The organism is Dankookia sp. P2 (assembly GCF_050632255.1).
Classification (GTDB): domain Bacteria; phylum Pseudomonadota; class Alphaproteobacteria; order Acetobacterales; family Acetobacteraceae; genus Paracraurococcus.
The window spans coordinates 1804083-1830534 of sequence record NZ_CP192581.1 but is presented as its reverse complement, the minus strand read 5'-3'; the positions used below and the strand labels follow the sequence as shown (position 1 = coordinate 1830534).

The following is a 26452-nucleotide window of genomic DNA, read 5'->3' as shown; positions in this document are numbered from 1 at the left end:
CCTGGCGGAGACAGCCTTCCACCATAGACGCTGTGATGTTGCTGCTGCCGCTGCCGAGCATGGCGACGGCAAGGAGGCATCCCGCTATGGCGGAGCCCACGCCGCCGCCTCGTCCGCTGGACGGATACCTGGTGTTCGATGTCCGCGACCCGGACGAACCCGGCGCCGAATCCGCCATCAGCCGTCGCTTCCCCAGCAGCAACAATGCCCACCGATACCGGCTGTTTCGGTCACCACCGCAGGACGAACTGAGGTTCTCAGAGCGCTCTTGATAATGCCTTCGCCAATCGCCGGAGCAGGACAGCCGCGGCGGCGGAGACGAAGAACGCGATGGCGGGGCTTGGCGTGGCCTCGTGGTCGTGGGCGAGGCGACGGCATCGGGCGGTCCAGGCGAAGGTGCGCTCGATCACCCAGCGACGTGGTTGCACGGCGAAGCCGCGCTGTCCCGGCTTTGGCCCGACGAGTTCGACGCGGATCGGTGTGGCGTCGCCAATGCGCGCCCAGGCATAGGCACGATCCGGCATAGCACAGCGCGAGGAATGGCCAGGTGCGGTGCGGGATGCGCAGCAGCGCCATCCCGTCCTGGCTGTCATGCAGGTCAGCGGGCGAGGCCGCGGCCAGCAGCAGGCGTCCATCGGTGTCGACGAGGGCATGGCGCTTGCGCCCAACCACGCGCTTGGCGGCGCCGTAGCCCCGCCGCCCGGCAACCCCGGTGCCGCCCGAGCGGGCAGCTTGCGCAGCCACCACCGCGGCGCGCGGCGAGGCATCACGCCCGGCCCGCTCGCGGTCGGCGAATGTCAGCGCATGGGCCATGCGCTCGAAGGCGCCGCTGCGCGCGATGTGCAGGAACCAGCGACGCGTCGTCTGCCATGGCGGGAAGTCCAGTGTTAGATGCCGCCAGGCGCACCCGGTCCTGAGCACGTGGAGCATGTCGTCCAGCAGGATGCGCATCGACCATCGGCACGGCCTGCCACTCGGCATCAGCTAGGCAGGGTGCGTAGGGCCGGGCCGGGCGCGCAAGCGCAGCCCGGGCGGCGGGGGTCCACAGCAGCAGCCTCGAGGGACGTCAGACACCCCATCGAAGCGCTGCGGACCGCCGCCGCTCACTCCACCGCAAGTCTAACCATCTCCGTTCCGAAGCGGGTTCTGGGCAGATGGCGGTGTGAAAGTGCCAGGACTTGTGCCGCGCGACGGAATTCGAGTGCTGATGAGTGATCAGGCCGTTTATTCGTCATCAGCAGGTCCGGGGTTCAATCTCCCGAGGCGGCACCATTCTCCTTCCCGACGCACTGGCGGACCGGATGGCCAGGCCATCCGATCCGTATCCCCACCGCGTCAGGGTACCGCCGCGTCCTCGGCCTGCCGCAGCGTCTCCGCCGCATCCGGCAGCAGCAGGTAGCCCTCGCGCAGGTTGTCGAGCGTCACCTTCGCCACCCGCCCCAGATAGTCCTCGTGGCTCGGGTAGCGGGCCGCGAGCGTCGCCGCGTCGAAGGGCACCGAGGCGCCCCAGAGGTTGCAGAACCCCGCGCCGCCATTGACGCCCGTGTTCAGCCCCGTCGGCACCGCGTGCTCGGCCAGCCGGATGCCGCCGAGCGCATTGCCGTCGGCATCCCGCGCCAGCTCAAGTCGGCGGCCCGAGCGTCTCCACCTCGAGCGAGGGCGCATGCGGCGGCGCCTCGCCGCGCAGCAGCCAGCGACGCAGGTCGCGGTAGACCGTGTCCTGCACCTTGTAGACCGGGATGGTGCTGCGCGGCGGCAGGGTGCATCCCGCGGCGGCGCCGGTCGCCGGCACGGTGCCGAGGTCGCGCGTCTGCAGCGGCCCGCGATAGGCCAGCAGTTGCACGTCCGAATGCGAGGACCCCGCCACCGCCCAGGTGCGGATGCGGTCGGTGTCGGGCTGCAGGTTGGCGCCGAGCCCGAGGCTCGTCACGTCTGTCTCGGTCAGCAGCTTGAAGACCGGGATGTCGACATCCTCGCGCGTCACCTGCCCGCCGGAATGCAGCAGCAGCGCGTCGATCACATGCGCCTGCGGATGCACCGCATTGATGTAGACGCCGAGATAGCCGGCCGACTGGCTGTCGCCCGACCCGATGACGTTCCGCACGCGGAGGTCACCCATCACCTGCGGGCCGCCCGCCTTGTCGCGGCCGGAGCGCCGCACCGCCTGCGCCGCCTGGGAGTAGATGTCGAAGGCGAGCGCATCGCCGGTGACGGTGCCGCCCGCCGTCACGTCGAGCGTGCCGTAGCGCGCCGGGCTCCAGTCCCTGAGCCCGGTCGCCGGCGTGGCGATGCCGGCGTTCTGCGCCGAGACGCCGACCCAGGCATAGCCGTTCCGCATGAGGAACTCGTGCGACTGGAACCAGTCGATCTCGACGTCATAGAGGTTGGTGACGTTGTACCACTCGAGCACCACGGTGCCGTTGGATTGCCGCGGCTCGCGCGGCCGGCGGACGACGAGGCGCGTCCTGTAGGGATGGCCGCCGTCGATCACGGCGGCGACCGGGTTCGGCGCCGTGCCGGCGAAGGCGATCGCGCCGATGTCGTAGCGCGTCGCGGTGCCCTCGATGAAGAACTCCTCCTCGACATAGCCGTATTTCGCCAGGTCGAGGTTGCTGGCGAAGAAGGGGTAGTCGTGCGAGGCGTCGCCGGGGGCGGCCCGCGCCGGGACCGGCCCGGTCACCGCCGGGACCGGCACCGTGGGCGCCCGCGCGGGCGGTTCCGCCGCGAGCCCCGGCCCGAGCAGGGCAAGCCAGAGGGCGACGCCGCCGGCCAGCCGCCGGCCGAGCCATCCTCGCGCCGCGGGGCCGCGCGGCACCGCTCCGCCCCGCGCGGGCAGGTGCCCCGCGGGTCGCGCATCCTGAGCCATGACGTTCCTCCAGGCCCGGCCTGCATGACCGGGTTGGCGACGCTAGGCGGGGCCGATATTGCGCGGCAATCGATGGTCCGCTTGGCGACAGAACCGGCCCCGTGGGGCGCCGCGCCGGGCGCGACCTCGCCCGGACGAAGGCGCGCCAGGCTTCGACGTGCCCTGGTCGCCTTCGCCGGCCTTGGCGTCGGCGGCGAAGGGGCGGCAGGTCTTCGGGGCGCGCTGCGCCGGCCGCCACGCCGCCACCTCGGGCGCGCCGCCGGGGCCCGGGCCGAACCTCGCCGGCCGCCTCGGCCGCCGCGTCCCGGACGATGCGGGGTTCGACTCCTCGCCCGCCCTGCGCGCGGCGCGCGGGGCTGGGCAGGCCTGGGACGGTGCCCTGCTGCAGCGCGTCCTCGCCGACCCCGAGGCGGTGCCCCCCGGCCTCTGGCTGGGCGCCGACGGGCCGCGCGCGGCGGCCGGACACGCCGCGGTCGCGGGCCTCATCGCGCGCACGGGCGCCGGCGCCCGGCGCGCCGATTGACTTCGGCGCGCGCCGCCCAGCACCATTCCCCAAGCAAGCTTGGCCCCGGAAGGCGGGCCGGCACGGGGAGACCGGACATGCACCGCAGAGGCCTGCTGGGCGCCATCGCGCTCTCGGCGCCCGCCATCCAGGCCGCGGCGCAATCCGCGCCCGACCGCTGGCCGAACCGCGAGCTGCAGCTTCGTCACCGGCTTCGGCCCCGGCGGCGGCACCGACCTCGTCGCCCGCGCCATCGCCGCGCACATGGAGAAGTCGCTGGGCGCCCCGGTCGTCGTGCGCAACACGCCGGGCGCCGGCGGCACGCTCGGCCCCGGCCGCATCGCCCAGTCGAAGCCCGACGGCTACACCTTCGGCCTGGTCGGGCTCTCCGCGCTGGTGGTCGCGCCGCTCACCATGGACCTGCCCTTCAAGCCCTGGGAGAGCTTCGACTTCCTTGCCTGCACCAGCGAGCTGCGCATCGGCGTCCCCGTCGGGCCCTCGCTGCCGAATGTCCGCACGCTGGCCGATTTCGTCGCCGAGGGACGCCGCCGGTCGCTGACCATCGCCAGCACCAATCCCGGCTCGGCGGTCAGCTTCTTCGACCTCGCGCGGCTGACGGGCATGCAGATCACCTACGTGCAGATCAGCAGCATCACCGAGGCGGCGACGCAGGTCGCCGGCGGGCATGTCGACAGCTACACCGGAACGTCCGAGATGATCGGCCTGGTGAAGGGCGGCAACCTACGCATGATCGCCAGCGCCAGCGTCGACCGCTGGCCCGAATTCCCCGAGGTGCCGACCCTGATCGAGCAGGGCTACGAAACGGCAACGCGGCAGCCGATCATCTGGGCGGCGCCGGCCGAGCCTGCCGGTGCCGATCCGCGACCGGCTGGAGGCCGCGCTGCTCTCCGCGGCGCAGGACCCGGAGGTGTTGCAGCGGCAGCAATCCGCCAGCATCGCGCCGCGGCCGCTCAGCCGCGTCGATGCCATGGCGCTGCTGCGGGAGGTGCGACCGGGAGTGGAGGCGGCGCTGGCCGCCTCAGGGATGATACGCAAGCGAGGCTGATCTGATCTCGTTTTAAACGTTTCGCGAGTTCACGCGACTGAGAGGCAGATCGAAGTGCCGCCCGGCCTTGGACTCCGGCCGCGGCGTGCGGGCGGGTGCGGCCCCCGTCGAGAGGACAGGCCAGCGCCGAGGAACCCGCCTTCGTGACCACCCGACTGGCACGCCGTGCCCGTGGCCTCGCGCTCGTCGCGGTGGCGGGCCTCCTGGCCGCGGTCGCCGTCCTGCTCTGGCAGCAATTCGACGCCAACCGTGCCGCCACCGCCTGGGTGCGCCACACCTACGCGGTGCGCGACACCACGCGGCAGCTCCAGCTCATGGTCCGGAACGCCGAGGCCGGGCAGCGGGGCTACCTGTTGACCGGGCGGGAGGAATACCTCCGCCCCTATGAGGAGGCACTCGGCCAGATCACCCTGCTGCAGGGCGACCTGCGCCGCCTGACCGCCGACAACCCAGGCCAGCAGGACCGGCTGCGCGGCCTGGCCGGCACCCTGCAGCGCAAGCTCGAGGAGATGGCCCAGACCATCGGCCTGCGCCGCGACCATGGGCTGGAAGCGGCCCAGCAGCTCGTGCAGACCGATCTCGGCCAGGCGCTGATGGCGGCGATCGAGGCCGTGCTGCACGACCTGACCGCCGATGAGGACAGGCTGCTCGCGGCGCGCGTCGCCGCGGTGGACGAGAGCCAGGCGCGGACCCGCTGGCTGACCCTGGCGGCGCTCCTCGGCTCGGTCCTGCTGCTGCTGCTCGCCGGGCGGCTGCTGGAGGAGGCGAGGCGGCGGCTGCAGGTGGCCGAGGCGGCGCAGCGCCGCCTGGCCGAGCAGCTGCGCGGCTCGCTCGACAGCATCAGCCAGGGGCTGGCGGTCTTCGACGCGGCGGGCCGGCTGCAGCGCTGGAACGTCAATTTCCCGGCCCAGCTGATGCCGGCCAAGTCGGTGCTGCAGCCCGGGCTCGACTACGCCGCGCTGGCCGCCTGGGTGGACCAGGCCTCCGGCACCACGGGGATGCTGGAAAGCCCGGCGCAGATCCGGCATGGCCGTGGCGGCCGCTCGGCGCGCGAGCCGGTGGTCTATGAGCGGACGCGGCAGGCGGATGGCCGCAGCCTCGAATTCCATCGCACCTCGATGCCGGATGGCGGCTTCGTGCTGACGGTGACCGACGTCACCGAGCGGGTCCGCGCCGCGGCCTCGGCGCGCGACGCGCAGCGCATGCAGGCGATGGGGCAGCTGACCGGCGGCATCGCGCACGACTTCAACAACCTGCTCGCCGTGGTGCTCGGCAATCTCGAGCTCATCCGGCCGAAGCTGCCGGCAGACAGCCCGCTGCTGCCGCGAGGTCGAGCGCGCCATCTGGGGCGCGCGGCGCGGCGCCTCGCTGACCTCGCAGCTGCTGGCCTTCGCCCGCAAGCAGCCGCTGGCCGCGGCGCCGATCGACGTCTCCGCCATGCTGCCCGACATGGCGATGCTGCTGCGGCGGACGCTCGGCGCACCGATCGAGGTGCGGGTGGTGGATGCCGCCGGGCTCTGGCCGGCGATGGCGGATGCGACGCAGGTCGAGAGCGCGCTGCTGAACCTGGCGCTGAACGCGCGCGACGCCATGCCGGATGGCGGGCGGCTGACGATCGAGGTGGCGAACAAGGTGCTGGATGCCGACTATGCCGCGCGGCACGCGGAAGTCACGCCCGGCGACTACGTGATGCTCGCGGTCTCCGACACCGGCACCGGCATGCCGCCCGAGGTGCTGGCGCGGGTCTTCGAGCCCTTCTTCACGACCAAGGAGCCGGGCCGCGGCACCGGGCTCGGGCTCGCCATGGTCTTTGGCTTCGCCAAGCAGTCGGGCGGCCATGTGAAGATCTATTCCGAGCCGGGGGAGGGGACGACGGTGCGGCTCTACCTTCCGCGCGCGGTGGGCGGCCTGCCCGCCGCGGTGCAGCGGCCCTCGGCGCCGGTCAAGCTGCCGCGCGGCGATGCGGCGGTGCTGGTGCTGGAGGACGACGCCCAGGTGCGCGAGGTGACCGCGACCATGCTGCGGGAGCTCGGCTACCGAGGTGCTGGAGGCGGGCGACGGGCCGACGGCGCTGCGGCTGGCGGCGGAGGGCGCGCCGATCGACCTGCTGCTGGCGGACATCATCCTGCCCGGCGGGATGAAGGGCAGCGAGGTGGCGCGGCGCCTGGCGGGATTGCGCCCCGGACTGCGCGTGCTGTTCATGTCCGGCTACACCGAGAACGCCATCGTTCATCACGGCAGGCTCGACGACGGCGTGCAGCTCATCGGCAAGCCCTTCCCGCGCGAGCAACTGGCGCGGAAGTTGGCGGAGGTGCTGGGCCGGCCGGCAGCCGGGGCGTCGCCGGTGGCGGGCAATGTCATCGACCTGACGGCACGGGCGCGGGGCGCCGGGCCGAAGGGCTGACCGGCCAGGAGCCGCGCGCCTAGGAGCTGAGCGTCGGGGGCCGCGCTCGTCGGGCCGCGCCGGCCGGGCCAGCACGACCAGCAGGCCGCGCGGCGGATGCGCCGGGGAGGTCGGCGCCTGCCCGAGCGGTTGCATCGGCGGCTGCACCGGCCCGCAGGCGGCGGCGACCGCCTCCGCCTGCTCATGCGCCAGCACCCGCGGCAGGCCCGGCCGCAGCACCACCAGATAGGCCACCAGCTCGGCCAGCGCCGTCGCCGCGTCGCAGCCGCCGGCGCGCAGCGCGCGATAGCGGCTCATGGCGCCGCGCAGGTGCGGCGGGATCCCGGCAGGGGGCGGCAAGGGGGCGTCGGGCATGCGGGCGACTAGAACATAACATGAACAAACTTTCCAGCCGGAAGACTGGCGCCCGAGACGAAAACCCATCCACGCATTCAAACAGTTATATATGTGGATTATGCGGCCATTGGCTTGACAATCACCACTGGACTTCGCAGATTGATCGTGTTGCCGAGGCATTCCGCGTCGGCACCGCGGGATTTGATCCATGCAGCTTGCACCGCGTCACCAAGCGCTAAAGCGCCACCGCCAAGGCCTCCGCCCCTGCATGGGGCGCGGTCCCGGCGGGCGCTGTCGGCGCTGAGCCCATCGGGCGCACCGCGCCCGACCCTTGCCACCAGCCCGACCAGCCGCTTGCCGCCCTCCCCGCCCCGGGGGGCCGAAGGACCCATCATGCACACCTCCCGCCCGATCGAGGTGCAGGGACGCTTCCTCGGCGTCGCCGTCACCCAGGCCGCCCATTGGCGCTTCATCGCCACCGACCCCGCCGTGGAGGATCTCGACGGCGCCACCTTCCCAGCCCGGCCGAGGCGCAGCGCGTCGTCGGCCTGGTGGTGCGGCGCCGCCGGCAGCCTGCCGGCGCCGCGCGGGGGCCGGCGATCCTGCGGCCGGCGGCCGTCCGATGATCGGCCAGGCCTTCCGCACCCTGCTCATCTTCGCCGCGCTGCTCGGTGCCCTGGCCTTCGCCGGCCTGGCGCGGCCGCCGCAGGTGCCGGCCCGCATCCTGGAGCTGTCCCGATGATCTCCCGCCGCCTGCTGCTCGGCGCCGGCCTCGCCGCGCCCTTCGTCGCCCCCGCCCGCGCCCAGGGCTTCCCGGAACGCCCGGTTCGCTACCTCGTGCCCTACACGCCGGGCGCGACCAACGACAACGTCGCCCGCACCATGGCGCGGGCGCTGCTGCCGAAGCTGGGCCAGCCCGTGGTGGTCGAGAACAAGGCCGGCGCCGGCGGCGCGGTCGGCGCCCGCTACGTGGCGGATGCCAGGCCGGACGGGCATGTGCTGCTGAACGCCTCGGCCGCCAACCTGACCATCGCGCCGCACCTGAACGCGGTGGGCTACGACCCGGTCCGCAGCTTCGCGCCCGTGGCCTCGGCCGGTGAGGCCTTCGCCCTGGTCGCGGTGAACACCGACCTGCCGATCCACAGCATCGCCGAGCTGATCGCCCATGGCCGCAAGCATCCGGGCGAGCTGAACTACGCCTCGCCCGGCATCGGCTCGGTCGCCCGCTGCGCGCCGCGCTGCTGGCCGACGAGGCCGGGATCGAGGCGGTGCATGTGCCCTTCCCGGGCAGCGCCCCCGCGGCAACCAGCGTCATCGCCGGCGATTGCCACCTGATCATCGACCCGGTCGCCGCGCCGCATGTCGAGGCCGGGCGGCTGCGGGCCCTCGCCGTGGTCGGCGCGACCCGCTGGGACCCCTTCCCGGACGTGCCGACGCTTGGCGAGCTGGGCTTGGCGCAGGACTGGCCGGGCAGCGGCTGGTTCGCCATGTTTGCGCCCGCCGGCACCCCGGCGCCGGTGGTGGCGCGGCTGAACGCCGCCTTCAACGAGAGCCTGGCCGAGCCCGAGGTGGAGGCCGCGCTGAAGCGCCTCGGGCTGCGGCCAGAGGCGCTGGCGCCGGAAGAATTGGCGCGGAAGCTCGCGGCCGATCATGCTGCGGTCGGGCGGGCGCTGCGGCGCCTGCGCATCGCCTGAAGGAAGCAAGGTTGGGGAGGGAAATAGGCATTCCCTCCCCAGGCCCCTCCCCTTCCCTTTTGTGAGTCGGGTGCCGCCGCGCGGCGGATGCCAGACTCCCAGAAATAGATGAGGGGGTCCGGGGAGAATACTTTCTCCCCGGCCTTCAAGACGGAGGAACCCGGCAGTGCCCCACCCGCTCCAATTCATCGGCATGATCTCCCACCGCCGGCAGTCGGAGATCCACCCGCCCAGCGGCCCGGTGATCGATCCCGCCTATATCGGCGCCTTCGCCCGGGCGCATGAGGAGGCCGGCTTCGACCGCATCCTGGTCGCCTGGGGCAGTACCTCCCCGGATGCGCTGCTGGTCGCCTCGCAGGCCGCCGCCGCCACCAGCCGGATCGGCTTCATGGTGGCGCACCGCCCGGGCTTCATCGCGCCGACTCTGGCGGCCCGGCAGTTCGCCACCTTCGACCAGCTCTCGGGTGGGCGGGCGGCGATCCACGTTATCAGCGGCGGCAGCCCGACCGAGCAGAAGCGCGACGGCGACTTCCTGCCGCATGACGAGCGCTATGCGCGTTCGGAGGAATACATCGCCCTGCTGAAGCGGCTCTGGACCGAGCCGAAGCCCTTCGACCACCAGGGCAGGTACTACCGGTTCGAGCAGGGCTTCGCCGAGGTGAAGCCGCTGCAGCAGCCGCATATCCCGGTCTTCTTCGGCGGCTCCTCCGACGTCGCGATCGAGATCTCCGGCCGGCAGGCTGATACCTACGCCTTCTGGGGCGAGACGCTGGACCAGGCGCGGGAGACCATCGCGCGCGTCCGCGCCAGCGTAGCGAAGGCCGGGCGCGACCCGGCCGCCATCCGCTTCAGCCTGTCCTTCCGCCCGGTGCTGGCCGGGACCGAGGAGGCCGCCTGGGCCCGCGCCGACCGCATCATCGCCCGCATCCGCAAGCTGCGCGCCACCGGCCAGGGCGGGCCGAAGCCGGAAAGCGTCGGCTCGCAGCGCCTGCTGGAGGCGGCGGCCGGCGGCAAGGTCCGCGATAAGCGGCTCTGGACGGAAGTGGCGGCGGCGGTCGGCGCGGGGTCGAACACCACCGCCCTGGTCGGCACCGCCGAGCAGGTGGCGGACAGCCTGGCCGACTATGCCGCGCTCGGCATCGACACCTTCCTGATCCGCGGCTTCGACCCGCTGGAGGACGTGGCGGAATACGGCCGCGACCTGCTGCCGGCGGTGCGCGCGGCGGTTGCCGCCCGCGGCCTCCTGCCCGCCGCGGCGGAGTAGCGCCGATGCGCCTGTCCCGCCGTGCCGCGCTCGCCGCGCCGCTCGTCCTGCTGGGCCGCCCCGCGCGCGCCCAGGACTTCCCCGAGCGCACGGTGCGCCTGATCGTCCCCTTCACCCCGGCCGGGCAGACCGACATCATCAGCCGGCTGGTGGCGCAGCGGCTGCAGCAGGACTGGGGCAAGCCGGTGGTGGTGGAGAACCGCCCCGGCGCCAATGCGCAGATCGGCGCCGATGCGGTGGCCAAGGCGGCGCCGGACGGCCACACCCTGCTGGCGATCACCCTGACCCATGCGGTCAATGCGTCCCTGTTCCCGCAGGCGCCCTACGACTTCCTGCGCGACCTGAAGACGCTGACCCTGCTGGGCTCCCTGCCGCTGGTGGTGGTGGTGAACCCGGCCTCGCCCTGGCGCAGCCTGGCGGATCTGGTCGCCGCGGTGCGGGACGGGGCGCGGCTGAATGCCGGCTCCTCCGGCACCGGCTCGCCGCCGCACCTGGCGCTCGAGATGTTCCGCCGCGCCACCGGGGCCGGGGCCTCGCTGGTGCATGTCCCTTATCGCGGCGGCGCGCCGGGGGTGACGGACCTGGTCGCCGGCAACCTGCACATGCTGGTCTCCAACCTGCCGGAATGCATCACCCAGGTGCAGGCCGGGCGGCTGCGGGCGCTGGCGGTGACCGACGGCACGCGGCACCGGCTGCTGCCGGATGTCCCGACCACCGCCGAGGCCGGGCTGCCGGCCCTGCGCATCACCAGCTGGACCGCGATCCAGGCGCCCTCCGGCGTGCCGGAGCCGCTGGCCAACGGCATTGCCGCCGCCATCCGCCAGGCGCTGGCCGATCCGGGTCTGCGGGGAGAAGGCCGGCGAGCTCGGCTTCGACCTGATCGGCGCCGACCCGGCGGAGTCCCGCCGCTTCGTCGCCGCCGAGGTGACCCGCTACGCCCAGCTGGTGGCGGAGGCGAATATCCGGGCGGAGTAGCGCCGGCGGCTCAGTGGCTTCGCCGCCACCCCGGCCAGCGGCGGCAGCGCTTCCAGCACCAGCCCGGTCGCCGGCCAGTCGCGCCGCAGCGTGCCGCCGAGCTGGCCGGCCAGCGTCGCCTCCAGCACCTTGGAGCCGAAGCCTTCGCGTTCGGGGGCGACCGGTGGCGGCGGGCCGCCATGCTCCGCCCAGCGCAGCCGCAGCAGCCCGGCCTCCTCGTCGAGGCCCCAGGACAGCGAAATCCGCCCCTCGGGCTGCGACAGGGCGCCGTACTTCACCGCATTCGTCGCAAGCTCGTGCAGCGCCATCGAGAGCGGCTGCACCGCCTCATCCGCCAGCATCAGGTCGGGGCCGGCCAAGTCGATCCGTGGCCCGCCCCGCTCCGCCGCCAGGACCGATTCGACCTCCCCCAGCGCCAGCGCGCGCAGGTCGGCGCCGCGCCCACCGGCCTCGGCCAGCAGGGTCTGCGCCCGGGCGAGGGCGGCGACGCGGCCCTCCACCAGCCGGATGAACTCCGCCGTGTCGGTCGCCCGGGTCATCCGCACCGCGGCGCCGACCAGCGTCAGCGCGTTCTTGGCGCGGTGCGCCACCTCCTGCGCCACCAGGGCGCGGCGCTCCTCGGCCAGGTGGCGGTCGGTGATGTCCACATTGACCCCGAGCAGCCGCACGCTCTCGCCGCGCCGTCCCGGCACCCGCCGGCCGCGGCCGAGCAGCCAGCGCAGCTCCGGCTTCCCGCCATCCGGCCGCGGCCGCAGGATGCGGAACTCGGATTCGTAGGCGCCGGTCCGCAGCGCCTCCTGCGCCGCCGCCTCGGCCAGGGGACGGTCGTCCGGATGCACGAGCTCCAGGAAGCGGTCGACGGTGATCCTCGGCTCGCGGTCCGGGTCCAGCCCGAAGATCGCATATTGCTCGGGCGACCAGCGGTTCAGCCCGGTCTCGGCGGTCCAGTCCCAGATGCCGACCCCCGCCGCCTCCTGCGCGAGGCGGAGCTGCGCCTCGCTCTCGGCCAGCTCTTGGGTGCGGGCGGCGACCCGGCGCTCGAGCGTCGCATTCGCGTCCCCCAGCGCCCGCTGCCGGCGCCGAGACCGCGCCGGCCAGACCGACCAGCAGGGCCCAGCCCGGCAGCCCCACCGCCAGCTCCCCGGCGATGGCGTTCCACCAGGTGGCGCGCACCGCGGATTCGGGCCGGGCCGCGGCGGCATGAGACAGGCCAGCCCTCGACCCGCCGGTAGACCGCCAGGCGCGCCACCCCGTCGAGCGAGGAACGGCCGTAGATGATGCTCCGCTCCTCGCCGCGCGTCATGATGGCAAGGGGCATGCTGCCGGGCGCCACCCGCAGCGGCGGTCCGTTCGGGCCGAGGCCGGCGGAGCGGGCCAGAACCTCGCCATCCGCCCGCACCAGGGAGAGCACGTCCTCCGGCTCCCGCAGCAGGCGCTGCAACGTGCGGTTGGCGCCCTCGACATAGACCGAGGCCACCACCACGCCGTCATAACCACCGTGCCTCGGCGGGTTGGCGGATTCGCGCCGGCGGCTGAGGGTGAAGAAGGCGCGGCCATTCAGGCGGCCGACAAGGACGCCGCCGATTTGCGGCTCCGGCGCCTGCGGGTCGCGCAGGGTCTGGGTGTAGTCGCGGTCGGCGAAATCCTGGTCGCGCGGCACCGGGTGCAGGGTGGAGCCGACCAGCATCCGCGCGTCGCGGTCATAGGCGAAGAGGGTGAGCGGCTCGCCCTCGTCCGCCTCCTGCCCCGCAATGCGCTGGAAGGCGGCGTGCAGCCGCGCGCTCCTGCGCGGTGATCTCGGCATCGGTCAGGCCGGCGATGACGTCGTTGGCGCGCTGGATGCGGAGGTCGTCGCCGTCCAGCACCCGGCGGAGATACTCTGCCGCGACCTCGGAAGCGCGCAGCAGCTCGGATTCGGCATCGCGCCAGGCAAGGGTCCAGCTGTGCCAGGCCGTGCCGGCGATGAGCAGGAGCGGCAGCGCGACGATGCCGATCAGCAGCAGCGCCAGGCTGCGCCCGGCCGGACGGGCCGCGGCCTGGCCCATGGCCAACGAGGCGCCGGGCCGCACCGGTCCGAGCGCGGTCATCCTCAATTCCCCGCGGCATCGGGGGATTGGGCCGTCGCCCGGCCGGTCGCGTCAAGGCTTGCGGAACGGTTCCCGATCAAGGGCTTGTGTGCCGAGGCTGACCCTGCGGTTGCGCATCAGCCGCCGTGTCAGAGGCGGCCGAGCAGCTCCGCCTTCTTGGCCGAGAATTCCTCGTCGGTGAGGATGCCGCGGGCGCGCAGGTCGGCCAGCTTCTCGATCGTCGCCAGCACGTCGCTCTCGGTGCCGCCGGGGAATGGCGGCCGGACCGGCGCGGGGGCGGGATGCCAGGGGCTCGCCGGCTCGGGCTGCCAGGCCGGGGGCGGCGGCCGGTACGGGGCCTGCTGGTCGGGCAGGGGCGGGCCGTCCACCTGCCGCAGCTCCTCCGCCCGCACCGTGCCGTGGTCGGAGGCGAAGCTCAGCGACTGGCCGCCGCCCTGCTGCTGGGAGACGCCGAAGATGCCGTGATGCGCGGTGTCGTAGACCCGGACCTGGCCGTCCTGCTGCACCGCCAGCCGGCGTGGGCCGGGAAATAGGCGTAGCGCATGGCGTTCTGCGCGCCGGAGGAGGCCGGGCTGCCGAGCCCGTCCGGCCACCAATTGCCGCCGTGGCCCTGGCTCCAGCCGCCCGACTGCATGGGCGGCGGCGGCACGAAGGGGTTCATCTCCCGCAGCAGGGCTGCCAGCGCGGTGCACAGGCTGTCGACCCGGACCTTCAGCCCGGTGTCGAACATGTCGCCGACCATGGTCATGCCGCCCTGCGACCACTGGCCCATGCCGCCGAGCTCGGGATGGCTGAACTGCGCCATGCGGCCGCCGCCGTTGGAGACCGCCTGCAGCAGCGTCAGCACGGCGTCCTCGCTGACGCCGTTGCGCGCGGCGATGTCGGCGACGCGCTGCTGCGCGGCCGGGGTGAGCTCCTGCATGGCACTGCTCCGGGATCGAGGGGCGCTATGATCATGGAATGCCGCTTGGTGCGAGTCGCGGCAGGACATGGCGGCGACGCGTCCGGCGCGATGGCAGGCGGTGGGTTGGCCCGGGCGCCGGCCGTGCCAATATCCCCGCCATGACAGCGCTCTCGATCCTCGACCTTTCCCCGTGCCGGATGGCAGCGATGCCGGCCAGGCGCTGCGCAACTCCGCCGACCTGGCGCGGCATGCCGAGGGGCTGGGCTATGGCCGCTACTGGATGGCCGAGCACCACAACATGCCGGGCATCGCGAGTGCCGCGACCGCGGTGGCGCTGGCGCATGTCGCCGCGGCGACCAAGCGGATCACCATCGGCGCCGGCGGCATCATGCTGCCGAACCACGCGCCGCTGATCATCGCCGAGCAGTTCGGGACGCTGGCCGCGCTGCATCCCGGCCGGGTCGAGCTCGGCCTCGGCCGCGCGCCGGGCACCGACCAGGTGGCGGCGCAGGCGATGCGGCGGAACCTGGCCGGCGACGTGGACGACTTCCCGCGCGACGTGATCGAGCTGATGCGCTACTTCGAGCCGGAACAGCCCGGCCAGTCGCTGCGCGCGATTCCGGGGAGGGGCAGCAGGTCCCGGTCTGGATCCTCGGCTCCTCGACCTATGGCGCGCAGCTCGCGGCGATGCTCGGGCTGCCCTATGCCTTCGCCTCCCACTTCGCGCCGCAGATGATGATGGAGGCAATCGCCCTGTACCGCGAGGGCTTCCGCCCCTCGGCCCGGCTCGACAAGCCCTATGTGATGCTCGGCATCCCGGTGGTCGCGGCGGATACGGATGCCGAGGCGCGATACCTCTATTCGTCGCAGCAGCAGGCCTTCCTCAACCTGCGGCGCGGCCGGGCCGGCAAGCTGCCGCGGCCGGTCGAGGGCTTCGACGCGCAGATCGACCCGCGCGGGCGGATGATGCTCGACAACGCCCTGGCCTGCGCCGTGGTCGGCGGGCCGGAGACGGTGCGGAAGGGCATCGCCGACTTCGTCGCGCGGACGGGCGCCGATGCGCTGATGGTGGCGTCGCAGATCCACGACCATGCGGCGCGCAAGCGGTCCTACGAGATCCTGGCCGGCGTGCACGGGGAGATGGCGCGGGCGGCGTAGCCTGCGCCGTCAGGCGCCCAGCAGCCGCCGCAGCTTCCGCACCGCGCTGTCCGGCGTGGTGAAGACCGGCCGTCCCGTCGCCGCCGCCACGGCCTCGGCCGCGCGGGCCAGGCTGGATTGCGCCAGCGCCACCACGTCGCAATCGGCCAGCCGCCGCGTCGCCTCGCCGGCCAGCCGATCGTGCTCGGCGCCCTTGCCGGCATCGAGCGCGGCGAGCGAGCCTTCCGCCACGCAGGGCACCAGCTCCACATCGCTGGGGAAATTCCGGCGGCATGCTGTCGAGGGTTGGGGCGAAGCTCGCCACCAGGCCGATCCGCGGCCGGCGTCCTCCGGCGGCGGCGCGGGCGGCCGCCACCGCCTCCTCGATCATCGCCTCGTTCGGCTTGAGCACGGGCATCGGCGTCCGCTCGGCCGCCACCGCCTCGATGCAGGGGCCGAAGGCGGAGCAGGTGAAGAGGATGCCGTTCGCGCCGGTGCCCGCGGCGTAGCGCGAGAGCGTCAGGAACCGCTCGGTCATCGCCTGGTCCAGCCGGCCACTGCGCGCCAGGTCGGCAGAGAGGCTGTCGTCCAGCAGGTTCATCAGCCTGGCCTCGGGCCAGGCACGGGCGAAGGCGGCCTCGATCGGCGGGGGGAGTGCCGCAGGGCGTGGATCAGGGCGATGCGCATGGTTCGGCCTTGAGGAAGAACGGGAAGGTCGGGAAGACGGTATCCTCCCGTTGGACGCAGTGCGCCCAACCCTTCATCCATTTCTGTGGGTCGGGTCTCAACTCGGAAAGGGGAAGGGTGGCGCTCCGGGAGGGAACACCGGTTTCCCTCCCCGACCTTACTTGCCCGCCGTGGTGCAGCGCTTCAGCGTCGACGGAAATTCCGAGCAGCCGGGGAAGGCCAGCTCGTCCGGCCCCTTGCGCTCCACCCGCAGCACGTTCGGCCCGCCGGGGCACCCGAAGCCGGCATCTGGCGCCGCCCGCGGCCCCATCGGGCCGAGCACCGGCGGCGCCGCGGTGAAGCGGAATTCCAGCCCGTTCGGCGTCTGCGCCACCGTCTCGATCGTCCGCTCGCGATAGGCGGTGTCCACCACCGACACGCGCATGACGATGTCGCGGGTGAAGATCACCGTCGGGCTGCCCAGGCAGGCGCCGCCCTCGGTCTCGCCCGCCGGGAAGATCCCGCCGGTCCAGGACCCGAAGGTCCATTCATGCGGCGGGCCCTGCCGGGTCTGCGCATCCGCGTCCATGCTGCCCATCAGGGGCAGTCCCAAGGCCAGCAGCAGGGCCCAACGCCGCATCCGACATCCTCCGGTCCAGGCATTCCAGCGCCAGCGATTCGCGCCCCGGGCGTTTCCACCCAGGGCGATCGCGGGCTGGCCATGTTCTAGCCCCGAACCCGCCGTGGCCCAAAACCGCCGCTCAGGCGGCCACCGGCACCGGCTTCGGTGGCCCGTCCTTGACCGGGATATGGACTATCGCGGCAAAGGCGGCGGCCAGGATGCTGATGATCCACATCAGGTCGTAGCTGCCGGTCCGGTCGAAGACCACGCCGCCCAGCCAGGCGCCGGTGAAGCCGCCGACCTGGTGCGCCAGGAAGATCAGGCCGAAGATCGTCGCCAGCCAACGGGTGCCGAAGTTGCGGGCGCAGAGCCCCACCGTCGGCGGCACGGTGGAGAGCCAGAGGATCCCCATCGCGGCGGCGAAGATCAGCACCGTCGCCGTGGTCTTCTCGGAGAAGAAGAAGATCGTCATCACCACGCCGCGCAGGGCGAAGATCGCCACCAGCAGCTCCCGCCGCTTCCAGCGGGAGGACAGCTCCCCCGCCCCGAGCGAGCCGGCGATGTTGAACAGCCCGATCAGGCTGATCGCCCCCGCGCCCACCACCGCCGGCAGGTGGCACGATGCCACGAAGCCCGGCATGTGGATCGCCAGGAAGGAGACATGCAGGCCGCAAACGAAGAAGCCGCAGCAGAGATACCAGAAGGTGGGCGTGCGCAGCGCCAGCCGCAGCGCCTCCCCCGCCGTCTGCTGCGCCGCGGCGCCGGCCGCCGGCGCGGCCGGCCGGTCGTTCAGCGGGAAGGCCAGCGGGATCATCAGCAGGGAGGCGCCGGCGACCAGCAGCAGCGCGGTGTGCCAGCCGAAGCCCGTGATGCCGAACTGCACCAGCGGCACCACCAGGAACTGCCCGAAGGAGGAGCCGGCGGTGCCGAGCCCGGTCGCCCGGCCGCGCTGTGCCTCCGGCAGCAGCCGGGTCAGGCTGGCCATGATCACCGGCATGCCGGCGGCCGAGACGGCGAAGCCCATGACGATGCCGGCGAAGAAGGTGAAGGCCCCAAGGCTGTTCGACAGCGCCATGCCGGTAACGCCGGCCAGCTGCAGCAGGGCGCCTGCCATGATGACCCGGCGGGCGCCGTAGCGGTCGGCGATCTGGCCCCAGACCGGCTGGGTGAAGCCGTTGATCAGCACCTGCAGCGCGATGGCGAAGGCGAAGCCGGAGGCCGACCAAGCATGCGCCGTGGTCATCGGCGCCAGGAACAGGCCGAAGGTCTGCCGCAGGCCCATCGCCAGGGCCGCGCAGGCCACCCCGCAGCCGATCAGGATCCCGACCGCCAATGCGGGCCTCCGCCCATCCATCCCCGACATCCTGCAATCCCGCCGCTGCGAGGTGGCATGATCCCATTGCGCGGCATGGCTCCACAACCCGCCCCGCGTGCATGGCGAAGGCCGGGTGTCATGACACTGCCGCAAGGCAATCGGCCGTGAGTTGCGCCGCGGCCCCGACCATGCGAAGCCGGCCGCGGACTCAGGGACCCGATGATGCTCCGTGCCCTTTATGACCGCGTGCTGGCCTTGTCGGCGCATCGGCGCGCGCCGGCCTGGCTGGCCGGCGTCAGCTTCGCCGAGAGCAGCTTCTTCCCGATCCCGCCGGACGCGATGCTCATTCCCATGTGCATCGCCCGGCCGGACCGGGCCTATCGCTATGCGCTGATCTGCACCATCGCCTCGGTGCTGGGCGGCATCCTCGGCTACGCCATCGGCTACTTCCTGTTCGAGGCGCTGGCCGAGCCGGTGCTGCGCGCCTACGGCCATGCCGACGCGCTGCTGCGCTTCCAGGGCTGGTACGAGAAATGGGGCGCCCTGGTCATCCTGATCAAAGGCCTGACCCCGATCCCCTACAAGATCGTCACCATCGCCTCGGGCGCGGCGATGTTCAGCTTCCCGGTCTTCCTGGCCGCCAGCATCGTGACCCGCGGGGCGCGCTTCTTCCTGCTGGCCTTCCTGCTGCGCCGCTTCGGCCCGCCGATCCGCGACTTCATCGAGCGGCGGCTGACCCTGGTGACGACCGGGGCGGCGGCCGGGATCGTCGTGGGCTTCGTGGCGCTGCGCTACCTGTAAAGGCAAGGCCAGGGAGGAAGTATCCTCCCTGGACCCTCCTCTATTTCTGGGAGTCTGGCACCCGCCGCGCGACGGAGCCCGCGCTCACTCCCGCCAGGGATGCGCCGCCCAGAGCTTCTCGTAATGGCCTTGCATCGCCACCAACTCGGCCCGGTACTCGTCCGGGCCCAGCAGCCGGAGCGGCAGCGCCAGCTGGGTCGCCACCGCCTGCCATTCCGGGTCCATCGCCGCCTTCCGGGCGGCGTCCACGATCCGGTCCAGCACCGGCCGTGGCAGCCCGGCCGGCGCCGCCAGGCCGCGCATCGAGCCCTCGATGACATCGAAGCCCTGCTCCCGGAAGGTTGGGACGTCCGGCATCACCGGCCAGCGCGAGGTCCCCATCTGGCCGATCGGCCGGAACAGCCCCTGCCGGTAGTCGCCGATCGCCTCCCCCATATTGGTCACCGCCAGGTCGATCTGCTTCGAGATCGTCGCGGTCCGCACCGGGGCGCCGCCGGCGAAGGGGACGTGCAGGAACTTGGTGCCGGACACCCGCTCCAGCGCCAGCACCGCCAGGTGGTCGTCGGAGCCGATGCCGGAGGTGCCGTAGCTGACCTGGCCGGGCCGGCGCTTCGCTTCCGCCACCAGGTCCGCGACGGTGCGGATCGGGCTGTCCGGCAGCACCCAGATGGCGCCGGGGTCGTCCACCACGTTCAGCACCGGGGCGAAGTCGTCCAGCCGGAAGCGGGCCTGCGGCCGCTCGATCGGGATGGTGACGATGGTCGGCGTGTTGATGAAGCCGATCGTGTAGCCGTCGGGCTTGGCCCGGGCGAGCTCGGTGAAGCCGATCTCGCCGCTGGCGCCGGGGCGGTTCACGATGGCGATCGGCTGGCCGAGGTACTTCTCCATGATGCGCGCCAGCGGCCGGGCCGCGACATCGGTGCCGCCGCCGGCCGGGAAGGCCAGCACCATGGTCAGCGGCCGGTCGGGAAAGCTCTGGGCCAGGGCGGGGCAGGCGAGCGGCATGGCTGCCAGCCCGCCCAGCAGGGTGCGTCGCTGCATGGTGGAATCTTCCCGTTCGGCGCGTCTTCCCGCGCTCGGCTTGCGCGGGATCGGACCATGCCGAGGGCCAGGCTGGCAACTACCGCTTATGGCAACGGCGCGGATCGCGGCACGGCAGGTGCGCCCGGGCGCGTCCTGCCGCGCCGATGACGCCAGGGCGCGGCGCTCACTCCTTCCAGGGATGTGCCGCCCAGAGCTTCTCGTACTGCGCCTTCAGCGCCAGCAGCTCCGCCCGGTAGGCATCGGGACCGAGGACGCGCAGCGGCAGGTTCTGCTGCTGCGCCGTCTTCTGGAATCCCGGGTCCTCCACCGCCCGCTGCACCGCCTGGGCCAGCCGGTCGAGGATCGGCCGCGGCACCCCGGCCGGGGCGGCGACCCCGCGCATCGAGCCCTCGACCACGTCGAAGCCCAGCTCCTTCGCGGTCGGGACCGACGCCGCCGCCTCCCAGCGCTGCGGGCCGAGCTGGGCGAGCGGCCGCAGCACGCCCTGCTTCCAGTCGACCAGCCCCTCGCCCATGTTGACCACGGCGATCGGCAGGTTCTTCGACAGCAGCGCGGTCCGCACCTGCGACGATCCGGCGAAGGGGACATGCAGGAAGCTGGCGCCGGTCAGCCGCTCCAGCGCCAGCATGGCCAGGTGGTCGTCGGAGCCGATGCCGGTGGTCCCATAGCCCAGCGTTCCCGGAGCCTTCTTCGCCGCCTCGACCAGCTGCGCCAGGCTCTGGTAGGGGCTGTCGGCCAGCACCCAGATGCCGCCGGGGTCGTCGACGATGTTGGCGATCGGCGCGAAGTCGTCGAGCTTGAAGCGGGCCTGCCGCTCGATCGGCACGGTGACGATGCCCGGGGTATTGGTGAAGCCGATGGTGTAGCCGTCCGGCTTGGCGCGGGCGAGCTCCGACCAGCCGATCTCGCCGCCGGCGCCGGGGCGGTTCACCACCACGATGGACTGGCCGAGATCCTTCTCCATCACCCGCGCCAGGGTCCGCGCCGCGGTGTCGGTCCCGCCGCCCGCGGCATAGGCGATGATCATGGTGATCGGGCGGTCGGGATAGGGCGCCTGGGCCCGCGCCGGTTGTGTCAGCAGGGCGGCGGCCCCGAGGGCTCCCAGGGTGAGGAGTTGGCGGCGCATGGATGGATCCTCCCGTCGGCGCATCGGGGCGCGCCTCGGGCGGGATCAACCACGTCCCGCCCCGCCCGGCAATATCGCCGCCGCAGGGCTGGCCGGGCGGCCCGGTCCCGCCCTTCGGCGTTGCGGCCATCCGGTTGCGTCGCCTCGGGCGGTCCGGTTCAGCCCTCCGCGCCCTTCGGCGCCGCAGCCATGGGGGCGCCCTCGCCCGGCTGGTGCCCGGGCAGGGCGCGGGCGAGGGCAGCGCCCAGCGCCGCACGCTGGTAGGGCTTGCGCAGCACCGCGACGGCGCCGGCATCGCGGCCTTCCAGCGGCCCGGCGCTGCCATAGCCGGTGGCCAGAAGGTAGGGCACGCCGCGCGCGGCCAGCGCATCCGCGACGGGAAAGACCAGCTCACCGCCGCCCAGGTTGATGTCCAGCACCGCCGCGGCCAGGCGCGGCTCGGCCTCGGCCAGGCGCAGCGCCTCGGCCAGGTTGCGGGCCGGGCCGACCACCTCGCAGCCCAGCTCGCGCAGTCCGGTCTCGAGCTCGAGCGCCAGCAGCGCCTCGTCCTCCACCACCAGCACCCGCGGCGGCAGGTCGCCGGTGCCGGTCCAGGCCGGGCGGGGCGTCACCGCCGCCGGCCGGTCCGCCGGCGCCGCCTCGGCCAGCGGGGTGCCGTCCGGCGCGACCCGCGCCGCCGGCAGGGTCAGCGTCGCGCGCAGCCCGTCCGGCGCCCAATCGAAGGCGAGCCGGCCGGCCAATTGGCGCTCCGCCAGCTGGGTCATCAGCCGCAGCCCGAAGCTGCGCCGGGACGGCGCGCCGGTCAGGCGCGGGCCGCCCGATTCCGTCCATTCCAGCTGCAGCGCCCGGTCCTCCGGCAGGAACCGCCAGGCGATCCGGACCGACCCGACCGGGGCCGAGAGCGCGCCGTGCTTCGCCGCATTGGTCGCCAGCTCGTGCAGCAGCATGGCCACTGGCTGCACCGCCTCGGCCGAGAGCCGCGCCGGCGGGCCGGAGAGGCGGACCTGCCCGGCATGCGCCGGCAGCTCGCTCTCGGCCAGGGCCTGCAGCTCCGCCCCGGTCCAGGCGCCGCGGGCGAGCAGCGCATGCGCCCGGGCCATGGCGGTGATCCGGCCTTCCGCCGCGGCGGCGAATCCGGCCGGCGGGACGTCGCGCGGGGCGAGGCGGATCAGCGACAGCGCGACCGCCAGCGCGTTCTTGGCGCGGTGGTCGACCTCGCGCAGCAGCAGCACCAGGTGCTCCTCGGCCTCCCGCTTCGCCGCGGCGCGGGCGCGCAGCGCGGCGCCGGCCTCGGCCAGGGCCTGGCGGACCCGCGCCACCTCCCGCACCCGGGGCCGGGCGCGCGGCGGCGGCGGCTGGTCGCGGGCGACCATCGCGGCATCGGCGCCCAGCGCCTCCACCTCCTCCCCCAGCCGGGCGCCGAGCACCAGGGCGACCAGCGCGGCCAGGGTGACGGCCAGCGCCCCGCCGGTCGCGGCGACCAGCACCGCGCGGCGCAGCGGGCCGTCGATCGCCGCGCGCGGGACGCTGAGGGCGAGCACCCAATTGCCGAGCGGGAGGCGCCGCAGCACGGCATAGATCGGGGTGCCGTCGCGGGCATGGCCCTTGACCGTCGCCGCGGCGGCGGTGCCCCGCTGGAATTCGGTCATCCAGTCGACCGCGGGGCGGGCGAAGAAGGCCTCCTCCTGCGCCGTGCGGGCGATGACCAGGTGGCGGCCGTCCAGCAGGGTGGCGATCCAGCCGGGGCGCAGCTGCTGGCCGCGCAGCGCCTCGCCCAGGCTGCGCGGCAGGATGTTGGCGGTGATGACGCCGACCGGCCTGCCCTCCCGGCGCAGCACCTGGGCCAGACCGATCAGCGGCTGCCCGGCCAGCGGCCCGATGAAGAGCGGCGAGACGAAGGTTCCGGACGTCCGCAGGAGGTGGGCGAAATAGCCGGTGAGGCCTGTCGGCTGGTCGGGTGCCGGCGGGAAGCGCAGCTCGCGGAGGGCTCGGTGCCGGGCCGCCCGGCCGCGCCAGGGTATTCAGCAGCGGCCGTCCCTGCAGGTCGAAGAGCGCGATGCTGTGCAGCACCGCGGGCGCGCGCTCGATCAGCGTCTTGCTGCGGGACCAGAACAGGCTGGCCTCGGGGCTGCCCGGCGCCTCGGCGAGCAGCTGGTCCAGGCTGGGGGAGGTGCCGAGGATGTCGAGGACGACGCCGCTGATCCTGCATCTGCGCTCAAGGTCGGATTGCAGCGCCTCGGCGGTGCGCGAGAGGTCGCGGAGCGCATTGTTGCGTTCATTGGCGGCGACCCACCAGGTCAGGCCGACGGCGAGCGCCACCAGGGGCAGGCCGGTGGCGAGGGCGAGGCGGAGCAGGTGGGTGCGGAAGCGGGCGGGCAGGCGCCGCGGCGCGGCGTCGGGGGCCGACGACCTGCCGACTTGCGGCGAGGCCCGCGAGGGCAACGGCGCCGCATTGGTATCCATGGCATCCCTCCTCCGCCGACACGCCTACTGGCGGGAGGGATATCGCATTCCGTCGCGCTTGGCGCGCGCAGGTTGCGGCGTCGGGACGGCCGCGGGCGATCCCCGGCCGTCCCTGGCATGTCTCCCGGCGGCTCAGTCGGCGGCGAGGGCCATCCGGCTGCGGTTCATGCGGGAGTTCACGTGGTCCTCGGCCGCATCGACCACCTTCTCGGTCTCCTCCGGGGTGAAGACGTGGCCGGCGCCCGGCAGGGTGCGGTAGTCGATGGTGATGCCGCGCTGGGTGTTCAGCTTGTCCACCAGCTTCCGCACCGAGCTCTCCGGCACCAGCTCGTCCTCGGTGCCGTGGTAGATCAGCCCGTTGCAAGGGCAGGGGGCGAGGAAGCCGAAATCGTAGTGGCTGGCCGGCGCGGCGATGGAGACGAAGCCGCCCATTTCCGGCCGGCGCATCAGCAGCTGCATGCCGACATAGGCGCCGAAGGAATAGCCGGCGACCCAGAGGCTATGGGCGTTCGGGTTCACCGCCTGGAGGAAGTCGAGCGCCGAGGCCGCGTCCGAGATCTCGCCGATGCCGCCATCGTAGCGGCCCTGGCTGCGGCCGACTCCACGGAAATTGAATCGGAGCGTGGAAAACCCCATGCCCTGGAAGCGTTGGTACAGGGCGTGAATGACCCGGTTGTTCATCGTCCCGCCGTGCAGCGGGTGGGGGTGGAGCAGCAACGCAACCGGCGCATTGGCCTGCTTCGAGTGGTGGTAACGGCCTTCGAGCCGACCGTCAGGGCCGGCGAACATCACCTCAGGCATCGTCCCGTGGGTCCAGTTCCGGTTGTGCCTGGCCGTCCGGACTCGCCGGGGGCGAGTGAGCTTTCCCGCCGGCAAGCCGAGCGCGCCGAGGCGCTTGATGGGGAAGACCTGATGACCAACGCCCAGGCTCCTCTCGGCATCACAACACGATGCCGAGAGGAGCCTGGGAGCGTCACCCACTGAACGGCCGGCACCACCATCTCCCGAATGGTTGACTGTGATAGTCGGGGAATCTAGCGTCCGGCAGCAACATCGCCCAAGGCGCGCAGGCCGGAACCTCGGTACCAGGATCGTTCAGTCGCCTCGGGGCAGTCTCCCGTCCCCCGGGGCCGTCGGAATATAGAGATGCGAAGCCGAGTTTCATAACGGAATCAAGGAAGGCCGCCCATGTTTCCCGCGCCGGTCCGGTATTCCGGTATACGAAGAATCGCCGTTTAAGGGGGCCAAGCCGTGCGTCTCTCCACCCGAGGGCGATATGCCGTCATGGCCATGGTCGAATTGGCCGCCAGACAGCAAGGATGCAGCACGGATGCGCGTCCTGGGCGTCCTGTCAGTCTCGCAGAGATTGGCCCAGGCGCAGCTGCTGTCGCTCGCCTATCTCGAGCAGCTCTTCGGCCATCTGCGCCGGTCCGGCCTGGTTGCATCGGCCCGCGGGCCCGGCGGCGGCTACCGCCTGGCGCGCCCCGCCGCCTCGATCACCGTGGCCGAGATCGTCGATGCGGTGGACGAGCCGATCCGCGCCACCCGCTGCGAGGAGGGCTCGCCCGGCTGCCTCGGCGGCGAGCGCTGCCTGACGCATGACCTCTGGTCGGAGCTCGGCGAGCAGATCCGCCTCTTCCTCGCCCATGTCACCCTGGCCGACGTGGTCGGGGGCCGGATCGCCGGCCGCGCCGTCGCACCGCGCGACGCGGCGCTGCTCCCCACCGCGGAAGCGGTGCTGTCCAGCATCGCGGAGGCGGCGCAGTAGCGCCGGTCGCCCGCGGTGGACGCTCTCTATATGGATGCCAACGCCACCGAGCCGCTGCGGCCGGAGGCGCGGGCGGCGGTGATGGCCGCGCTGGAGGCGGGGGCAATCCCTCCTCGGTCCATGCCGCGGGCCGCGCCGCGCGCCGGCGGCTGGAGCAGGCGCGGGAGGCGGTGGCCGCCCGCTTCGGCGCCCGCGCCCAGGACCTGGTCTTCACCGCCGGAGGCACGGAGGCGAATGCGCTGGCGGTCCAGGGCCTCGGCCGCGGCCGGCGCCTGCTGGTGGGGGCGACCGAGCATCCGGCGGTGCTGGCGGCGGCGCCCGGGGCCGGGGTGATCCCGGTGCGGCCGGATGGCACCACCGACCTCGCGGCGCTGGCGGCGCTGCTGGCCGAGGGCGGCCCGGCCCTGGTCTGCCTGATGGCGGCGAACAACGAGACCGGCGTGCTGCATCCGTTAGCCGAGGGCGCGGCGCTCTGCCGGGCGCATGGCGCGCTGCTGCATGTCGATGCGGTGCAGGCGGCCGGGCGGGTGGCGCCGCCGGCGGAGTACGACAGCTTGGCGCTTTCGGGCCACAAGCTGGGCGGGCCGCCGGGCGCCGGGGCGTTGCTGCTGCGGCCGGGGCTGGAGGTTCCGGCGCTGATCGCCGGCGGCGGCCAGGAACGCGGCCGGCGCGGCGGGACGGAGCCGCTGCCGGCGATCGCCGGCTTGGCCGCGGCGGCAATGGCCGCGACCGATGGCGCCCGGCTGGCGGCGCTGCGCGACCGGATCGAGGCCGGGATCGCCGCGCTGGCGCCCGAGGCGGTGATCGCCGGGGCCGGGGCGCCGCGGCTGCCGAATACCAGCTGCATCCTCCTGCCCGGGGTGGCGGCGGAGACCCAGGTGATCGCGCTCGACCTCGCCGGCGTCAGGGTCTCGGCCGGGGCGGCCTGCTCCTCGGGCAAGGTGGCGCGCAGCCCGGTGCTGGCGGCGATGGGCCTCGGCGAGCTGGCCGGCTGCGGCATCCGCGTCTCGCTGCCCTGGGATGCGGCGGAGGACGCGCCGGCGCGGTTCCTGGAGGCCTGGGCGGCGATGCGGGAGAGGCTGGCGCGGCGGGCGGCGTGACGCTGGCTGGGGCAAGGTCGGCTTCGAGGCTAGAAAAAGAATATTTTCCTGATATGGTCGGGCGGCTTCCTGGAGGGTCTGGCCATGCCAGCATCCCGTCCCCTGCGCCGCCTTCCACCCGGCCAGGCCGCCGCCCACCCTGATCCCGGGGTATGTCCGAAAACGGCAGTCTCGACCGGGCCCGCCAGCCGCCACGGCCGGCCTCTGCGCACGTCGTGGGCTTTGTCCGAAAACCGCATCCTCGCCCCCGGCATGCCGGCCATTCCCGCCGCCCCCCTCCCCACCACCGCCCCGGCGGGCCATCTTCCCGCC

At 73.3% G+C, this 26452-nt stretch carries 22 protein-coding genes and 7 pseudogenes; 15 read left to right on the top strand and 14 right to left on the bottom strand.

Annotated features, from left to right (window positions below; genetic code table 11):
- Positions 1-257 precede the first annotated feature (257 nt).
- Both ACQ86J_RS10860 and ACQ86J_RS10855 read right to left on the bottom strand, forming a co-directional pair.
- Positions 258-1048, bottom strand: a pseudogene (locus tag ACQ86J_RS10860) (IS5 family transposase).
- A 287-nt stretch (positions 1049-1335) separates the two neighbouring features.
- A pseudogene (locus tag ACQ86J_RS10855) lies at positions 1336-2866 on the bottom strand (alpha/beta hydrolase domain-containing protein).
- Positions 2867-3047: 181 nt separating this feature from the next.
- Here ACQ86J_RS10855 and ACQ86J_RS10850 point away from each other — a divergent pair.
- The 10 genes and pseudogenes from ACQ86J_RS10850 (at position 3048) to ACQ86J_RS10805 (ending at position 11107) form a co-directional block, all read left to right on the top strand.
- Positions 3048-3389: a c-type cytochrome gene (locus ACQ86J_RS10850; protein WP_431271118.1), complete on the top strand. Its 342-nt coding sequence runs from the start codon at positions 3048-3050 to the stop codon at positions 3387-3389.
- A 243-nt stretch (positions 3390-3632) separates the two neighbouring features.
- Positions 3633-4439, top strand: a complete 807-nt coding sequence (locus ACQ86J_RS10845) for a tripartite tricarboxylate transporter substrate-binding protein (RefSeq protein ID WP_431271117.1) — start codon at positions 3633-3635, stop codon at positions 4437-4439.
- Positions 4440-4748: 309 nt separating this feature from the next.
- Positions 4749-5552, top strand: a pseudogene (locus tag ACQ86J_RS10840) (CHASE3 domain-containing protein); the annotation flags it as partial.
- Between the two features lie 319 nt (positions 5553-5871).
- Positions 5872-6270: pseudogene (locus tag ACQ86J_RS10835) on the top strand (ATP-binding protein); the annotation flags it as partial.
- 205 nt (positions 6271-6475) lie between these two features.
- On the top strand, positions 6476-6838 hold the full coding sequence (locus ACQ86J_RS10830) for a response regulator (RefSeq protein WP_431271116.1): 363 nt from the start codon (positions 6476-6478) through the stop codon (positions 6836-6838).
- Positions 6839-7567: 729 nt separating this feature from the next.
- Positions 7568-8509 carry a Bug family tripartite tricarboxylate transporter substrate binding protein gene (locus tag ACQ86J_RS10825; RefSeq protein WP_431271115.1) on the top strand — a complete coding sequence of 314 codons (942 nt, stop codon included), beginning with the start codon at positions 7568-7570 and terminating at the stop codon, positions 8507-8509.
- Complete coding sequence (locus ACQ86J_RS10820) at positions 8443-8868, top strand: Bug family tripartite tricarboxylate transporter substrate binding protein (RefSeq protein WP_431271114.1); 426 nt, start codon at positions 8443-8445, stop codon at positions 8866-8868. The genes ACQ86J_RS10825 and ACQ86J_RS10820 overlap by 67 nt, the downstream gene beginning before the upstream one ends.
- A gap of 166 nt (positions 8869-9034) precedes the next feature.
- On the top strand, positions 9035-10132 hold the full coding sequence (locus ACQ86J_RS10815) for an LLM class flavin-dependent oxidoreductase (protein WP_431271113.1): 1098 nt from the start codon (positions 9035-9037) through the stop codon (positions 10130-10132).
- A 5-nt stretch (positions 10133-10137) separates the two neighbouring features.
- Positions 10138-10917: pseudogene (locus ACQ86J_RS10810) on the top strand (Bug family tripartite tricarboxylate transporter substrate binding protein); the annotation flags it as partial.
- Positions 10918-10936: 19 nt separating this feature from the next.
- Positions 10937-11107 carry a hypothetical protein gene (locus ACQ86J_RS10805; protein ID WP_431271112.1) on the top strand — a complete coding sequence of 57 codons (171 nt, stop codon included), beginning with the start codon at positions 10937-10939 and terminating at the stop codon, positions 11105-11107.
- Here ACQ86J_RS10805 and ACQ86J_RS10800 read toward each other — a convergent pair.
- From ACQ86J_RS10800 to ACQ86J_RS10780, 5 genes are all read right to left on the bottom strand, one after another.
- On the bottom strand, positions 11065-12063 hold the full coding sequence (locus tag ACQ86J_RS10800) for an HWE histidine kinase domain-containing protein (protein ID WP_431272367.1): 999 nt from the start codon (positions 12061-12063) through the stop codon (positions 11065-11067). The two genes, ACQ86J_RS10805 and ACQ86J_RS10800, sit on opposite strands and share 43 nt — an antisense overlap.
- Complete coding sequence (locus tag ACQ86J_RS10795; RefSeq protein WP_431271111.1) at positions 12033-12911, bottom strand: hypothetical protein; 879 nt, start codon at positions 12909-12911, stop codon at positions 12033-12035. Before ACQ86J_RS10795 ends, ACQ86J_RS10800 begins: the two co-directional genes overlap by 31 nt.
- Positions 12808-13194 (bottom strand): hypothetical protein, encoded by a 387-nt coding sequence (locus tag ACQ86J_RS10790; RefSeq protein ID WP_431271110.1) that lies wholly within the window; start codon positions 13192-13194, stop codon positions 12808-12810. Before ACQ86J_RS10790 ends, ACQ86J_RS10795 begins: the two co-directional genes overlap by 104 nt.
- A 128-nt stretch (positions 13195-13322) precedes the next feature.
- Positions 13323-13700, bottom strand: a complete 378-nt coding sequence (locus ACQ86J_RS10785; RefSeq protein WP_431271109.1) for an SHOCT domain-containing protein — start codon at positions 13698-13700, stop codon at positions 13323-13325.
- Positions 13610-14116, bottom strand: coding sequence for a hypothetical protein (locus ACQ86J_RS10780; RefSeq protein WP_431271108.1), 507 nt, complete (start codon positions 14114-14116; stop codon positions 13610-13612). Before ACQ86J_RS10780 ends, ACQ86J_RS10785 begins: the two co-directional genes overlap by 91 nt.
- A gap of 67 nt (positions 14117-14183) precedes the next feature.
- Between ACQ86J_RS10780 and ACQ86J_RS10775 the strand changes: the two are divergent.
- Positions 14184-15256, top strand: a pseudogene (locus ACQ86J_RS10775) (LLM class flavin-dependent oxidoreductase).
- Positions 15257-15265: 9 nt separating this feature from the next.
- Here ACQ86J_RS10775 and ACQ86J_RS10770 read toward each other — a convergent pair.
- On the bottom strand, positions 15266-15505 hold the full coding sequence (locus tag ACQ86J_RS10770) for a hypothetical protein (protein WP_431271107.1): 240 nt from the start codon (positions 15503-15505) through the stop codon (positions 15266-15268).
- Between the two features lie 23 nt (positions 15506-15528).
- Here ACQ86J_RS10770 and ACQ86J_RS10765 point away from each other — a divergent pair, with 23 nt between their 5' ends.
- Positions 15529-15744: a hypothetical protein gene (locus ACQ86J_RS10765; protein WP_431271106.1), complete on the top strand. Its 216-nt coding sequence runs from the start codon at positions 15529-15531 to the stop codon at positions 15742-15744.
- Between the two features lie 335 nt (positions 15745-16079).
- On the opposite strand, the gene ACQ86J_RS10760 is transcribed toward ACQ86J_RS10765, so the two are convergent.
- Complete coding sequence (locus ACQ86J_RS10760; protein ID WP_431271105.1) at positions 16080-16541, bottom strand: hypothetical protein; 462 nt, start codon at positions 16539-16541, stop codon at positions 16080-16082.
- Positions 16542-16662: 121 nt separating this feature from the next.
- Positions 16663-17856 carry an MFS transporter gene (locus tag ACQ86J_RS10755; RefSeq protein WP_431271104.1) on the bottom strand — a complete coding sequence of 398 codons (1194 nt, stop codon included), beginning with the start codon at positions 17854-17856 and terminating at the stop codon, positions 16663-16665.
- Between the two features lie 204 nt (positions 17857-18060).
- On the opposite strand from ACQ86J_RS10755, the gene ACQ86J_RS10750 reads away from it, so the two are divergent.
- Positions 18061-18639, top strand: a complete 579-nt coding sequence (locus tag ACQ86J_RS10750; protein WP_431272366.1) for a YqaA family protein — start codon at positions 18061-18063, stop codon at positions 18637-18639.
- An 84-nt stretch (positions 18640-18723) separates the two neighbouring features.
- Here ACQ86J_RS10750 and ACQ86J_RS10745 read toward each other — a convergent pair whose 3' ends face one another.
- The 4 genes from ACQ86J_RS10745 to ACQ86J_RS10730 all read right to left on the bottom strand — a co-directional run bounded on the left by ACQ86J_RS10745 (position 18724) and on the right by ACQ86J_RS10730 (position 24073).
- A complete protein-coding gene (locus ACQ86J_RS10745) occupies positions 18724-19680 on the bottom strand; it encodes a Bug family tripartite tricarboxylate transporter substrate binding protein (RefSeq protein ID WP_431271103.1) in 957 nt (318 codons plus the stop codon).
- A gap of 166 nt (positions 19681-19846) precedes the next feature.
- Positions 19847-20809, bottom strand: a complete 963-nt coding sequence (locus tag ACQ86J_RS10740) for a tripartite tricarboxylate transporter substrate binding protein (protein WP_431271102.1) — start codon at positions 20807-20809, stop codon at positions 19847-19849.
- 158 nt (positions 20810-20967) lie between these two features.
- On the bottom strand, positions 20968-22647 hold the full coding sequence (locus tag ACQ86J_RS10735) for an HWE histidine kinase domain-containing protein (RefSeq protein ID WP_431271101.1): 1680 nt from the start codon (positions 22645-22647) through the stop codon (positions 20968-20970).
- Positions 22648-23404: 757 nt separating this feature from the next.
- A complete protein-coding gene (locus tag ACQ86J_RS10730; RefSeq protein WP_431271100.1) occupies positions 23405-24073 on the bottom strand; it encodes an alpha/beta hydrolase in 669 nt (222 codons plus the stop codon).
- Between the two features lie 529 nt (positions 24074-24602).
- On the opposite strand from ACQ86J_RS10730, the gene ACQ86J_RS10725 reads away from it, so the two are divergent.
- Both ACQ86J_RS10725 and ACQ86J_RS10720 read left to right on the top strand, forming a co-directional pair.
- Positions 24603-25040 (top strand): Rrf2 family transcriptional regulator, encoded by a 438-nt coding sequence (locus ACQ86J_RS10725; protein WP_431271099.1) that lies wholly within the window; start codon positions 24603-24605, stop codon positions 25038-25040.
- Between the two features lie 30 nt (positions 25041-25070).
- Positions 25071-26140: pseudogene (locus ACQ86J_RS10720) on the top strand (cysteine desulfurase family protein).
- The last annotated feature ends 312 nt before the right edge of the window (positions 26141-26452 follow it).

Bases quoted from the DNA above. Each gene is read 5' to 3' on its own strand.
- ACQ86J_RS10725 (WP_431271099.1), top strand. From the start codon at position 24,603: ATGCGCGTCCTGGGCGTCCTGTCAGTCTCGCAGAGATTGGCCCAGGCG.
- ACQ86J_RS10740 (WP_431271102.1), bottom strand. From the start codon at position 20,809: ATGCGCCGCCAACTCCTCACCCTGGGAGCCCTCGGGGCCGCCGCCCTG.
- ACQ86J_RS10730 (WP_431271100.1), bottom strand. From the start codon at position 24,073: ATGCCTGAGGTGATGTTCGCCGGCCCTGACGGTCGGCTCGAAGGCCGT.
- ACQ86J_RS10765 (WP_431271106.1), top strand. From the start codon at position 15,529: ATGCTGTCGAGGGTTGGGGCGAAGCTCGCCACCAGGCCGATCCGCGGC.
- ACQ86J_RS10825 (WP_431271115.1), top strand. From the start codon at position 7,568: ATGCACACCTCCCGCCCGATCGAGGTGCAGGGACGCTTCCTCGGCGTC.
- ACQ86J_RS10780 (WP_431271108.1), bottom strand. From the start codon at position 14,116: ATGCAGGAGCTCACCCCGGCCGCGCAGCAGCGCGTCGCCGACATCGCC.
- ACQ86J_RS10760 (WP_431271105.1), bottom strand. From the start codon at position 16,541: ATGCGGCGTTGGGCCCTGCTGCTGGCCTTGGGACTGCCCCTGATGGGC.
- ACQ86J_RS10790 (WP_431271110.1), bottom strand. From the start codon at position 13,194: ATGACCGCGCTCGGACCGGTGCGGCCCGGCGCCTCGTTGGCCATGGGC.
- ACQ86J_RS10750 (WP_431272366.1), top strand. From the start codon at position 18,061: ATGCTCCGTGCCCTTTATGACCGCGTGCTGGCCTTGTCGGCGCATCGG.
- ACQ86J_RS10745 (WP_431271103.1), bottom strand. From the start codon at position 19,680: ATGCAGCGACGCACCCTGCTGGGCGGGCTGGCAGCCATGCCGCTCGCC.
- ACQ86J_RS10845 (WP_431271117.1), top strand. From the start codon at position 3,633: ATGGAGAAGTCGCTGGGCGCCCCGGTCGTCGTGCGCAACACGCCGGGC.
- ACQ86J_RS10795 (WP_431271111.1), bottom strand. From the start codon at position 12,911: ATGCCGAGATCACCGCGCAGGAGCGCGCGGCTGCACGCCGCCTTCCAG.